At 36.8% G+C, this 13,343-nt stretch carries 13 protein-coding genes and 1 pseudogene; 6 read left to right on the top strand and 8 right to left on the bottom strand.

Going from position 1 to position 13,343, the window contains the following annotated elements:
- Window positions 1–106: 106 nt before the first annotated feature.
- From M030_RS0109160 to M030_RS0109125, 8 genes and pseudogenes are all read right to left on the bottom strand, one after another.
- Window positions 107–895 (bottom strand): hypothetical protein, encoded by a 789-nt coding sequence (locus tag M030_RS0109160; protein ID WP_027373240.1) that lies wholly within the window; start codon window positions 893–895, stop codon window positions 107–109.
- Between the two features lie 251 nt (window positions 896–1,146).
- Window positions 1,147–1,491, bottom strand: a complete 345-nt coding sequence (locus M030_RS0109155; RefSeq protein WP_155860241.1) for a hypothetical protein — start codon at window positions 1,489–1,491, stop codon at window positions 1,147–1,149.
- Window positions 1,433–1,738 (bottom strand): hypothetical protein, encoded by a 306-nt coding sequence (locus tag M030_RS0109150; RefSeq protein ID WP_027373238.1) that lies wholly within the window; start codon window positions 1,736–1,738, stop codon window positions 1,433–1,435. The genes M030_RS0109155 and M030_RS0109150 overlap by 59 nt, the downstream gene beginning before the upstream one ends.
- Window positions 1,739–2,299: 561 nt before the next feature.
- Window positions 2,300–3,058 (bottom strand): triose-phosphate isomerase, encoded by a 759-nt coding sequence (gene tpiA, locus M030_RS0109145; RefSeq protein WP_027373237.1) that lies wholly within the window; start codon window positions 3,056–3,058, stop codon window positions 2,300–2,302.
- A 117-nt stretch (window positions 3,059–3,175) separates the two neighbouring features.
- Window positions 3,176–3,552, bottom strand: a pseudogene (locus tag M030_RS23910) (GxxExxY protein).
- Between the two features lie 42 nt (window positions 3,553–3,594).
- A complete protein-coding gene (locus M030_RS0109135) occupies window positions 3,595–3,945 on the bottom strand; it encodes a TerB family tellurite resistance protein (protein ID WP_027373236.1) in 351 nt (116 codons plus the stop codon).
- A gap of 48 nt (window positions 3,946–3,993) precedes the next feature.
- A complete protein-coding gene (locus M030_RS0109130; protein ID WP_027373235.1) occupies window positions 3,994–5,103 on the bottom strand; it encodes a BT_3928 family protein in 1,110 nt (369 codons plus the stop codon).
- A 1-nt stretch (window position 5,104) separates the two neighbouring features.
- Complete coding sequence (locus M030_RS0109125; protein ID WP_027373234.1) at window positions 5,105–5,671, bottom strand: DUF1599 domain-containing protein; 567 nt, start codon at window positions 5,669–5,671, stop codon at window positions 5,105–5,107.
- A 308-nt stretch (window positions 5,672–5,979) separates the two neighbouring features.
- Here M030_RS0109125 and folP point away from each other — a divergent pair, with 308 nt between their 5' ends.
- From folP to ilvC, 6 genes are all read left to right on the top strand, one after another.
- The gene (gene folP, locus M030_RS0109120) at window positions 5,980–6,750 is read left to right on the top strand and encodes a dihydropteroate synthase (protein ID WP_081806315.1); all 771 of its coding nucleotides are present in this window, start codon (window positions 5,980–5,982) and stop codon (window positions 6,748–6,750) included.
- A 366-nt stretch (window positions 6,751–7,116) separates the two neighbouring features.
- Window positions 7,117–7,980, top strand: coding sequence for a branched-chain-amino-acid transaminase (gene ilvE / locus M030_RS0109110; protein ID WP_027373232.1), 864 nt, complete (start codon window positions 7,117–7,119; stop codon window positions 7,978–7,980).
- Window positions 7,981–8,313: 333 nt separating this feature from the next.
- Window positions 8,314–9,993, top strand: a complete 1,680-nt coding sequence (gene ilvD, locus M030_RS0109105) for a dihydroxy-acid dehydratase (protein ID WP_027373231.1) — start codon at window positions 8,314–8,316, stop codon at window positions 9,991–9,993.
- Window positions 9,994–10,004: 11 nt separating this feature from the next.
- Window positions 10,005–11,729, top strand: coding sequence for a biosynthetic-type acetolactate synthase large subunit (gene ilvB / locus M030_RS0109100; RefSeq protein WP_027373230.1), 1,725 nt, complete (start codon window positions 10,005–10,007; stop codon window positions 11,727–11,729).
- Between the two features lie 96 nt (window positions 11,730–11,825).
- Window positions 11,826–12,107, top strand: coding sequence for an ACT domain-containing protein (locus M030_RS23905; RefSeq protein ID WP_051584965.1), 282 nt, complete (start codon window positions 11,826–11,828; stop codon window positions 12,105–12,107).
- Between the two features lie 178 nt (window positions 12,108–12,285).
- Entirely contained in the window at window positions 12,286–13,332 is a 1,047-nt protein-coding gene (gene ilvC / locus M030_RS0109090; protein ID WP_027373229.1) for a ketol-acid reductoisomerase, read from the top strand.
- The last annotated feature ends 11 nt before the right edge of the window (window positions 13,333–13,343 follow it).

The following is a 13,343-nucleotide window of genomic DNA, read 5'->3' as shown; positions in this document are numbered from 1 at the left end:
TAATTTATTGGTAGTATTATGCAGGGAGATTGCTTATTCATCTATCGTAAATTAAAGTTTTTTAATCCTTTGTATAGTTTACTTAGTTTGAAATATTTCCTTCTTATTAATTCATATAAAGTTGCTCTATTAATTTTTTTTTAAATAATGATTTATTGTTTTGAATTAAGTCTATATGTTCTCCTACCCACCTCCAAACATTATTTGCAAGCCTACTTGCCATCATATTATCACCGGAAGTTGCTTGTCCATGTCCTAATAAAAGATAAGACTTATCATCTACATTTATTCCGAATAAATAACCTTTATTTCTTAAAATACCAATATCTGAGTCATCTAAATCAGGATAAATTCTGAAGCCTGCTTCAAATCTTTCGATACTTTCCGGCCAATTGTTTTTTAAGATCCTAATAAAATCCCTATTACTCCAAACATTCTTATCATTATGAGGTTTTATATCTATAAAATATGCCGTATCATTAGTAAATCTTACAAATAATAGTGGACCAGTTCTTCTATTAAAGAAATCTTGATCAGTAGCTTTTTCATGCGAAATATGAAGGTGGTGTATCCCCCAATCATTAAATAAACTATCATGAACATTACTATTAAAAGACTGTTTACTTTGAAATGGATTTACATCCAGACCTTTACTCGCTTTATTGAAAATTTGTATTAAAGACAAAATATTTACACTGTTATTATTTTCAATTGATTTTAGAAGTTCCTTCGAAATCATTATTTTTCTTGGGACTATTGCAATATATTTCAATCTAAAATTAAAATATCTAACTAGCGACAAGTTTACAGAATTGTGTATTTTATATTTTACATCTGTCTTTAAGTAAAAATCACTTAAAATCTCATTAATCAAATTTTCTACTTCTTTATTCATATTATTTCAAATAATACTCAAAGGTAATATCTTACTACGCAATGTTTTTGCACACATTGTTTTTTTCAATAATTATGTGAAGCCTCACGATTACTAGTATTCAATATTACCTTACTTAATATCTAAAAAATCCTAACTTTTAAAGTTAGGATTTTTTAGATATTATTTTGTAATGTCAGAAAGATCTTTTCGAAAACATCTTTTTTTTTAAAATACCATACCCATCAAACCAGTTTTATTATTTCGTATATTTACAATGTTACATAATTAATACAAGCAAGCTCTGGAGTGCTACGTACTTCATCTAAAAAAAGAAAATGATTATTTCCTTTATGCTTTAATGGTCTTTCAATATTGAATGAATAATTACGGTCGGTTACTTCAGTAATAGTTACTGGAAAGGCTTTTCTACCATTCCATGAAATCCAAGCTTTATCTCCGACATTAAAGTTTTCGCTCGTTCTTTTATCAAAGTGAATAGGTTTAATATTTTTCACTATTGTTATTCTTCTAAGATCAGAATTTCTGATTGAAGGTTTAGAATCTTTTTTTCTTTTGGGAGTAAATCTTTTCAAATAAGTGGTAAAACTTTCCATTCATATATTTGTCAGCTGTAGTACCATAAGGAGTGCTGACATTTGGAGTAACCCTAGTAAGATTTGTAACTGTTGCATTTCTCCATGTTCCCAGGCTATTAGCATCAGAAGTTAACACTCTGCCGTCTGCCTGAGCTTCGTCTACAATTTTTAGTGCTTCATTTACAGTACCATTATTAATATCAACTTTAGCGAAAACTTCAAAAGTGGAAAACATAACCACCATAGATATTAATTTAGTTTTCATAAATAATTAGTTTAATACTATAAAGTTAATTATTAAAAAAGGTGAGGAAAAAAAGAATTCTGCGGAATTATTATTACAAAAATGTGAAATTACTACTACAGGATATTACCTAAGAAATGTACAGCCGAAATTGCCTGTGACAGAGAAAGGGTATCGTAATTGATGATCAAGACAAAAAATCGTGAGAATAAAATTTGAAAAAATATGTATAGAATAGTTATTTAAACATTCAAATTAAAAAATAAAAGGTGACTTTAAAGATTAATAGTCAAGAAACTGAAGACGATTCCATATGTAATTTTGAAGTTCTTCACAATTTATTATCAAAAGCTTAATAAATAAAAATGATCTTAATCTTTTTTATTTTCAGTACTTTGTAAATGTAACTTTAGATAATATTTTACTTTTGATAATTATCGTTATCAAAAGCTTTCGATAAAGTCGATATTCAGTAATTAGATTTTTTTTAAAGAAAACGGCGAACAAAATGTTCGCCGTTTTTATTTGGAGTTGGAAAATACAATATTCCATCGGCTTCAGCCGAAACTTACCATGACAGGATTAGTTAAAAGCTTCAATAATCTTAGAGAAATCTTCCAGTTTTAAGGCAGCTCCACCGATAAGACCACCGTCAATATCCGGTTGTGAAAAAATTTCTTTAGCATTATCCGGTTTTACAGAACCTCCGTAAAGGATAGAAACTTCGTCAGCAACTTCCTGTCCGTATTTCGCAGCAATAATGCTTCTGATGTGAGCATGGATTTCCTGAGCCTGCTCAGGACTCGCTGTTTCTCCTGTTCCGATAGCCCATACAGGCTCGTAGGCGATAACCACTTTCTTAATTTCTTCAGCAGAAAGGGTAAATAGAGCAACTTCAGTCTGGTTTTTTACCACCTCAAAGTGCTCTCCTGCTTTTCTTTGCTCAAGAGTTTCCCCGTTGCAATACACAGGAATAAGACCTTTGTCAAGAGCCAGTTTAATCTTTCTGTTGCAGTGAGAATCTGTTTCACCGTGGTATTGTCTTCTTTCAGAGTGTCCGATTAATGAGCCGGTTGCATCGATAGATTCAAGCATATCTGCAGAGATTTCTCCGGTATAGGCACCGCTCTCATGCTCGCTCATATCTTGGGAAAATACCCCGATTTCATCCTTTTCAAAGATGTCTTTGGCCATCATCAGGTATAATGAAGGGGGAGCAATCCAAACCTCACAGTTGGTAGTATTGTTATTTTTATAGCTTAGTAACTGAATCATCAATTGTTGTGCATCAATTACATTTTTGTTCATTTTCCAGTTGCCTGCAACTATTTTTCTTCTCATAAGATTTATTATATTGATTTATTTACTTTTTATTCTTTCTCACCAGGTAATCTGGGGGCTTTTTTATCTCTCGCTGATTAGTTTGATTGAGCAGAGTATTGGAGTCATAATACACATTTATAGATTGTTTACAACTCTTTTTATACTGTCTAATATATTTGCCGTATTGAAGTTAATCAATAATCCTAATTTTTTATCAGATAACTTTAAATAAGTATTCAATTGTTTATAGTGAACGTTATCTAATTCTTTTACCGATTTCAATTCCAGAATGACCTTATCTTCAATTAAAATGTCAATTTTAAAATTGATATCAAACTTTTGTCATCATAATAAACAGGAAGTATAACTTCGGATTTAACATTCAGATCATTTTTTTCTAATTCATAAATCAGTATTTTTTGATATACAGATTCCAATAAACCAGGTCCTAACTGGTTATATACATTGAAAACAGATTTTCGTACGATATATGAATTTTCGTTTTCTGTCATAATAAATAATCTGCGTGATCTGCGAAATCTACGAGCAAAATATTACGCAATCCCCCAAAGATTCTTCAGCAGAATATAGAATGTATGCTCCTCTTCAGTTACTTTATTATCTGCTTTGATAAGTGATTTGGCAAACTGAACAAACTTTACACGCTCATCTTCTGTAGAATCATCCAGGAAGCATCTTGCATGAAATTCAAAATGATCTTTCCATTCCTCAGGCTGTAAAAGAGCAAGGGTTTCAAGTTCATTGTCAAGATTCATTCTGAAAGGAAATTCGTCAGCAAGATATTGTTGTACAAGCATCCCTTCTTCCGGAGCAAACTCTCCGTCTACAGAAGAAAGGATCATTAATAAGTGGTATCCTGCAATTGATTTATTTGATTTTTGCATTGTTTTTTTTGAATTTATAGTTTAGTGTTTACGTCTCCCGATTATTTCTTACTTTATATAATCCTTTGCAGGCTGTTTATCTACAATTTTTCCATTTTGAAGAATCAGAACAAACGGGTTGCTTCTTGCAATGGTTTTAATAGCAGTACCGTCCATCATGGCATTTTTAATCGTTTTAAAAGTATTCTGATCTGTTGAAACGCCATATATAACTGCTCCTTTCTGAGTATTGACTTTGGTTTCTACCTTTTGAAGAAGATCGGCAGAAACCTCTTTCGGATGATAAGAAAATACTAAAACAGCTTTCGGAGCTTTGATGATCTCATCCGTAAGTTCCATTCCCGCAGGATCTTCAATCTTGAATTTTACAATCTCAGATTTATATCCTTCTTTTACAAGAACAGATTCATTTTTTCCTTCTTCAATCTTCCATGGAGAACCTTCTGCCCAGTATTTCGTTTCTTTGATGTAATCATCCTGGTTTACCTTTAAAATTTCTCCTGTTTTTTGATTTTTCAGAGAATAAAAGGTCTTATATTCAGAAGGATTTTTATTGATTTTTTCTTTTTCTCCTTTAATATCTGTTCCAACTTTATAATCACGGAAATCGATGATCGGTTCATGCATAATTCCTTGAGCCATAATGTAAATCATTCCCAAAGAAAATACAGCGAAAAGAGCATATTTGAACTTGCCTGTAGATTCTTTTTTACTGCTTCCGTACTCATCCGTTTTACGGAAATCTTTTTTATACAGAGCAAACAGAAGGATAAGTCCCACCAAAAGAGCAACATCTTTAAAGAAACTCTGCCAAGGCGTAAATTTAATAGCGTCTCCGAAGCATCCGCAATCTGTAACCACATTGAAATAGGCAGAATAGAATGTAAGGAATCCAAAGAACACACAAAGCGCTATCAATGCTGATAAGGTCAATTTTAGCTTCAGTTTAAGCAACAACATAAATCCGAGGAAAAGCTCGAGTACAACAACAATAATTGAAAACAGCAACGCAAATTTTTCAAAAAACGGCATGTTGAATACAGCAGGTGAAAAATATTCCTCCATTTTGAAAGAGAATCCCACAAGATCCACAGCTTTCACAAAGCCGGACAGGATAAAAATAACTGCGATAATAAAGCGTAATAAACCTTTGATCATATTAAATAGTTTTGGGTTCGAATTGATTTTCTTTTTCCGAGAACTTAATCAGACAGAAAACAGCATAGTTCAGCATGTCGAAATAATTGGCATCAAGACCTTCAGAAACAATCGTTTTGCCCTGGTTATCCTCAATCTGCTTCGTTCTCAGTACTTTCTGATAAATAAGATCTGTGATGGAAGAAATTCTCATATCTCTCCACGCCTCACCGTAATCATGATTTTTTCGCTCCATTAAAGCCTGGGCTTCATGAGCATATTTGTCATACAGACTTATGATCTCTTCTTTATTTTCGTTGAAATCATTGGAAAACCCTTTTTCAAGCTGAATAAGACCAATGATAGAGTAGTTGACAATTGCAATAAATTCATCCTCCTCACTTTCATCTACCATCTTTTTATCGGTCATTTGCAATGTACGGATTCTGTTGACTTTAATATAAATCTGATCCGTAATGGAACTCGGTCGCAAAACCCTCCATGCTGCCCCGTAATCCTGTAGCTTTTTACTGAAAAGGTCACGACACTGACTGATAACTTTCTCGAACTGTACTGATGTTTTTAGCATAAATTTTCTTAATCTTCCAAATATACGAATTGTTTTAGATTGGTAGCAAAGTACGGAGGTGAGAGGGAAGGTGGGAGTATTTGAGAGTCTGAGAATAGGAACGTTAAGCTGTAAGGGTTTGCAGCCACCGGTAAAAAGGATCCGATTCTTTACACTGATCTTCGTGTTTCAGGTACAATTTATTAATTTTGCAGCAGATAAATCTTACTCTTATGCTCTCCAATCCTCCAATTCTCCAACCCTCCGACAACCCAACTTACTCAATCAACTGCAACGGCCGTTTGGTACAGCTTGATACTCCAAAAATCATGGGAATTCTCAATCTGACTCCTGATTCCTTTTCGGACGGTGGAAAGTTTAACACAGAAAAAAGGGCATTGGAACATGCGGAAAAGCTATTGAGTGAAGGCGCCGAAATTCTGGATATTGGACCACAATCCACACGCCCGAATGCAGAGTTTTTGACCAGTCAGGAAGAAATACAAAGAATCGGGAATACCATTTCCCAGATCAAAAAAGAATTTCCTCACACATTGATCTCTCTGGATACATTTTATGCAGAGACCGTACGCTTTGGCTTTAATGAAGGCATAGATATTATTAACGATATTTCCGGTGGACAATATGATGCACAGATGTTTGATGCGGCCGCGGAAACTGGTCTTCCCTATATTTTAATGCATGTAAATCCGTCTTACGAATCAATGCATGACAAAATTAAATTTACAGATATTACCTTAGAAGTCAACAGGTATTTCTCTCAAAAAATAGCAGAACTTTTGCAAAAGGGAGTAAAAGATATAATTCTTGATCCTGGTTTTGGTTTTGGAAAAACAGTAGAAGATCAGATGAAAATGATCCATGAAGTGAAGTATCTTGGATTTGAAAATTTCCCTTTATTAATCGGGATTTCGAGAAAATCATTTATTTATAAACCCCTAGGGAAGTCACCAATGGATATCAATGAAGAAACTCAGAAACTCCATCAGACAGTCCTTGAACAGGGAGCCAAAATTTTGAGAGTGCATGATGTCGCTCAGGCAAAGGAAACTTTAGTGCACTTTTTACAAAAAAAATAAAAAGTGTTAAAAAAACTTGTGAGTAATTAAAAAGTTTATACATTTGCAACATGAATTTTACGAATCAGAAAAATATCATCGTCATTTCTATTATTGCTGTTGTCATTAACAACAGTAAGGAAACGGCATTTTAAATAGATTTTAAATTTAAATTATATACAGGCCGTTTCAATTTGAAACGGCTTTTTTTATTTTAATTTTTTATTGTACAAAGTATGTATCAGTTATTAAGCGTAGTTATTATCGTCATTATTATTCCCTTGCGTCTGTGAGAAGGAAAGTGTATGACTTTACATATATCGGGCCCTCTCACAGCGTGAGAGGGCTTTTTTTATTCCATTTGTTAATTTTTTAAACCAGTACAGCATGTATTACAACGACGACACGGTCATCTATTTTAACGGTAACTTCAGAAAAGCAAAAGAAGCCGGAACCGATCTTTACGGGCAATCTCTTCACTACGGATACTCCGTTTTCGAAGGAATTAAATCTTACAGTACCGATAACGGAACGAAAATTTTTAAAGCAAAAGAACATTACGAAAGGTTAAAAAGGTCCGCCGACCTGATGCATATTCCGTTTGAATATTCTGTAGAGCAGCTTACAGATCTTACCTATGAACTTTTGGAGAAAAATGGATTTTCAGATGCTTATATCCGTCCGTTGGTGACCTGCTCACCCAATATGTCACTTTCAAAAGGGAAAGAATCTTACCTCTCCCTGTTAGCATGGGAATGGAATAACGGTTATCTGGCAGATAAAATGAAGATCGTGACTTCAGAATTTCAACGCCCGAATCCCAAAGCTTTTAAAGTGGAAGCCAAAGTAGGAGGGCATTATGTGAATTCGATCCTTGCTTGTCAGGATGCCAAAGACAAAGGCTACGATGAAGCTTTGGTTCTGGATGAAAACGGAAATGTTGCCGAAAGTTCAGGAGCCAATGTTTTCTATGAAAAAGACGGTACATTATTCACACCCGCCAAAGGAAGTATCCTTCCCGGAATTACCAGACAAACAGTGATGGAAATCTGTCATGAACTTCAGGTCCCCGTGAAAGAAACATTCTTTAAACCCGAAGAAATGCGTGGTGCTGATGCAGGCTTTTTCTGTGGTACCGCAGCAGAAATTGTTGCTCTTGATTCATTGGATGATGTTTCCTTTACCAAAAATTGGGAAGATACGCTAAGTCATAAAGTACAGGAGGCTTATTTAAAATTAGTAAGATTTTAGTCATTGTAGATTTTTAAAGTATAAGTGTTTGATTGTTAATTTTTTATGTGTTATTTGTAAACGATTGAATATTGTAGTTTTCAATAAAATCGAAATTAAGGAAAATATGACAAGCTGTAGTTTTGAACCAAAATTTAGGAAAAAGCTTCATTGATACGTTGTGAAAATCTAAAACTTTCAAAATTTTACTGAGAAATAGACAACGCATGTAAGGAAACTCGGGGAATAGTAAAAAGAACCGGATTATAACGAACGGACATAGATAGCTAGGGATTTGTTTAACGCTAACAGAACCTTATTTAGAGGAAGAAATAAAAAAAAAAAAGGATAAATATGTTGAATAAATATTCAAAAACATTCACCCAAAATAATGAGCAGCCTGCTGCAAAAGCGATGTTGTATGGAATAGGCTTTACAGAGGAAGATATGCAGAAGGCCCAGGTTGGCATTGCAAGTATGGGATATGACGGAAATACCTGCAATATGCATTTGAATGATCTGGCAAAAGTAGTCAAAAAAGGAACCTGGAATCATGGTCTTGCTGGATTGATTTTTAATACAATCGGCGTAAGTGACGGAATGAGTAACGGCACAGACGGAATGCGCTACTCACTGGTCAGCAGAGATGTCATTGCAGACAGTATAGAAGCAATTTGTGGAGCCCAGTATTATGATGGCGTCATTGCCTTACCGGGATGTGACAAAAATATGCCGGGCACGCTCATAGCGATGGGAAGACTCAACAGACCTTCGATCATGGTCTATGGAGGAACAATCGCTCCGGGCTGTTATAAAGGAGAATCATTGAATATTGTTTCAGCATTTGAAGCGCTGGGAAAAAAAATTGCAGGGGAGATCACGGATGAAGATTTTGAAGGAGTTATTAAAAACTCGTGTCCGGGAGCAGGAGCTTGCGGAGGAATGTATACAGCCAATACCATGGCTTCGGCCATAGAAGCACTGGGAATGAGCCTTCCGTACTCATCTTCAAACCCCGCCTTAAGTAAGGAAAAGAAAGAAGAATGTCTGGAGGCAGGAAAATATCTTAAAATATTATTAGAAAAAGATATTAAACCTTCCGATATCATGACCCGAAAGGCTTTTGAAAATGCGCTTCGCTTAATTGTAATTCTTGGTGGAAGTACAAATGCCGTTTTACATTTTATTGCTATGGCTAAAAGTGTCGGAGTATCCGTTACCCAGGATGATTTTCAGAAAATGAGCGATTGTACACCTGTTCTGGCAGATCTCAAACCAAGCGGAAAATATCTGATGCAGGATTTGCACGACCACGGAGGTACGCCGGCTGTCATGAAATATCTCCTGAAGGAAGGATTACTGCATGGAGATTGCCTTACCGTCACCGGAAAAACAATAGCAGAAAATCTGGAAAATGTTCCTGATCTTGATTTTAGTCAGCAAAAAATTATAAGACCGCTTTCTCAACCTGTAAAAGAAACAGGACATCTCAGAATTTTATACGGAAATCTTGCAGAAAAGGGAAGTGTTGCAAAAATAACAGGGAAGGAAGGTGAGCGGTTCACCGGAAAAGCAAGGGTCTTTGACGGAGAAAAGAATCTGATCCGGGGTATTGGAGACGGAACAGTACAACATGGAGACGTGATTGTAATAAGGCATGAAGGCCCGAAAGGAGCTCCCGGAATGCCCGAAATGCTGAAACCAACAAGCGCACTGATCGGAGCCGGATTTGGAAACAGCGTAGCACTCATTACCGATGGCAGATTCAGTGGAGGAACCCACGGTTTTGTAGTGGGTCATATTACTCCTGAAGCCCATGAAGGCGGATTGATTGCTTTCGTAGAGGACAATGATCTTATTGAAATCGATGCCGTAAACAATACGATACAACTGAAAGTTTCAGAAGAAGAAATCGCTAAAAGAAGGGAAGGATGGCAAAAGCCTGAATTAAAAGTAAAAAAAGGACTGTTGTATAAATATGCTCTCACTGTATCATCAGCAGCTGAAGGTTGTGTGACAGACGAAATCATGTAAATAAAAGAATAATGACGAATTGGAATTTATCAACAGAAAAAGAGCTTAGCGGCAGTCGGATCATTCTTGAAGCTTTTCTTCAGGAAGGGGTGAAGACCATTTTCGGATATCCCGGAGGAGCTATCATTCCTATTTATGATGCCCTCTACGACTATAAAGATAAGCTTGAGCACATTCTGGTACGACACGAGCAGGCCGCAGTACACGCGGCGCAGGGGCTGGCAAGGGTTTCGGGAGAAGTCGGTGTGGTAATGGCAACCAGTGGCCCGGGTGCTACAAATCTGATAACAGGACTGGCAGATGCCTTACTCGATAATACACCAGTAGTCTGCATTACAGGACAGGTTTTCGAACACCTTCTGGGAACGGATGCTTTTCAGGAAATAGATGTGATGAATATCAGCAGCCCTGTGACCAAATGGAATTACCAGGTCACTGATGCCCGTGAACTTCCGGAAGTCTTGGCCAAAGCATTTTATATTGCCAAATCAGGACGTCCGGGTCCGGTTTTAATTGATGTCACTAAAAACGCTCAGCTGCAAACTGTTGAATACCAGGGATACACTCCTTGTGATTCTTTGAGAAGTTATAAGCCTGATCCGGTTCCGGATTCGGAAAGCATCGAAAAAGCCGCAGCTTTGATTAATGCCGCAAAGAAGCCCTTTGTAATTGCTGGTCAGGGAATTCTGTTGGGAAAAGCCGAAAAAGAATTCCTTCAGTTCGTCGAGAAATCAGGAATTCCGGTTGCCTGGACGGTGTTGGGAATGAGTGCTGTTCCCACTGATCATCCTCAGGCTGTAGGAATGGTGGGGATGCATGGAAACTATGGACCCAATGTCCTTTCTAATGAATGTGATGTATTGGTTGCCGTAGGAATGCGTTTTGACGACAGGGTTACAGGAAGGCTCGATCAATACGCCAAACAGGCAAAAATTATTCATTTTGATATTGATAAAGCTGAAATTAATAAAAATGTAAAAGCAGATGTACCGGTTCTTGGCAATTGTAAACATACGCTCCCTCTTCTTACTGAGTTGATCCAAAATAGAGCACATCAGGATTGGCATACAAAATTTAAAGATTGCCATGAAGTGGAAAGTATTAATCTGATTCAGGATGAATTGTACCCTAGGGAAGGAGAAATTACGATGGGGGAAGTGATCAGGTGTCTCAACGAAATGACTGCAGGAGAAGCAATTATTGTCACAGATGTAGGACAACATCAGATGGCTGCCTGCCGATACTCAAGTTTTAAGCATTCCCGTACCAATGTCACAAGCGGGGGATTGGGAACAATGGGATTTTGTCTTCCGGCAGCAATTGGGGCCAGCTATGCCGCAAAAGGTCGCCCGGTGATAGCGATCATGGGAGATGGAGGTGCGCAGATGAATATCCAGGAGCTGGGAACAATCATGCAATATCATCCGGAGGTGAAAATTTTAATCCTGAATAATTGCTATCTCGGTATGGTAAGACAGTGGCAGGAATTATTTCATGAAGAAAGATACTCTTCAGTAGATATTCAGAGTCCAGATTTTGTACAGGTCGCCAAAGGATATCATATTCAGGGAAAGAGAATTTCCCAAAGAGAAGATCTGGAAAACGGACTTCGTGAAATGCTTCATCACCACGGAACTTTTCTCCTTGAAGTCATGACAGGGAAAAAGCATAATGTATTTCCTATGATTCCCCAGGGAAAAAGTGTCTCAGAAATTGTATTGAGTAACAAATTTTAAAAAAGAAAAAGATGAAATCGCCATGACTGCATAACATAAACACTATGAAGGTGAAGCGATTCCATATGACTATTGAAAAACATTAAATATCTGCATATGAAAACAGAACATAAAGAATATACCATCACAGCCTATACAGAAGATTATTTCGGATTGATCAGTCGTATCAATGCTATCTTTTCAAGAAGAAGGATTTCCATACAGACCTTTCATGTAGGACCTTCAGAAACAGAAACGGTGAAAAAGTTCATCATCGTCATCAGAGAAACTGAAGAATCTGTTCAGAAGATTACCCGTCAGATGGAAACACAGGTCGATGTACTGGAAGTGCATTATCACAAAAATCCACATTTCACAGCAATGGAATATGCCAGCTGAACGTAACAATGAAACATTTCAGTGGAGTTTAAAAGACGAACACTTAAGCTTTTAGAAACCTTTGATTTTCGCCTTATTTAAAGTAAGGTGAAGCGCTTAAGAAAAAATGAATAGTGAAAAAATAAGATCAAAGAATCTTTATCATCAAAATAATATATAATAATTAAAATCAAGAAAAATGGCAAAATTGAATTTTGGAGGAGTTGAAGAAAACGTAGTAACAAGAGAAGAGTTTCCATTACAAAAAGCCCAGGAGACCTTAAAAGATGAAGTGGTAGCCGTAATCGGATATGGAGTACAGGGACCGGGCCAGGCATTAAATCAGAAAGATAACGGAATTAATGTCATTGTAGGACAGCGTAAAAATTCAAAATCATGGGATAAAGCAGTAGCAGACGGATTCGTACCGGGAGAAACCCTGTTCGAAATTGAAGAAGCTTTACAAAAAGGAACCATTATCTGCTATCTTTTAAGTGATGCAGCACAAATTGAATACTGGCCAAAAGTAAAACAGCACCTTACACCTGGCAAAGCGTTATATTTCTCTCACGGTTTCGGAATTACATTCAATGAACGTACGGGAATCATTCCTCCTGCTGATGTTGATGTTTTCCTGGTAGCTCCTAAAGGTTCAGGAACTTCTTTGAGAAGAATGTTTCTTCAGGACAGAGGTTTGAACAGCAGTTTTGCCGTATATCAGGATGCTACAGGGAAAGCAAGGGAAAGAGTAACCGCTTTGGGGATTGCCATCGGAAGCGGATATTTATTTGAAACAGATTTTAAAAAAGAAGTATACAGCGACCTTGCAGGAGAAAGAGGAACATTGATGGGAGCTGTACAAGGAATATTTGCTGCCCAGTATGATGTGTTGAGAAAAAATGGACACAGTCCGTCAGAAGCATTTAACGAAACGGTAGAAGAACTTACCCAGTCTTTAATGCCATTGGTAGCGGAAAACGGAATGGACTGGATGTATGCGAATTGCAGCACAACCGCTCAGAGAGGAGCATTAGACTGGTGGAAACGCTTCAGAGACGCCACATCCCCTTTATTCGAGGAACTATACGATAATGTTGCCAAAGGAAATGAAGCCCAAAGGTCTATAGATAGCAACAGCAAACCCGATTACAGAGAAAAACTGGAAGTCGAATTGACCGAGCTTAGAGACAGTGAAATGTGGCAGGCCGGAAAAACGGTCCGCAGCCTGCGACCGGAAAACAATTAATCAATCGTAAA

Origin of the sequence: Chryseobacterium sp. UNC8MFCol (assembly GCF_000482305.1) — a bacterium.
Taxonomy (GTDB): Bacteria; Bacteroidota; Bacteroidia; order Flavobacteriales; family Weeksellaceae; genus Chryseobacterium; species Chryseobacterium indologenes.
This window is presented reverse-complemented; position numbering and strand designations above follow the sequence as displayed.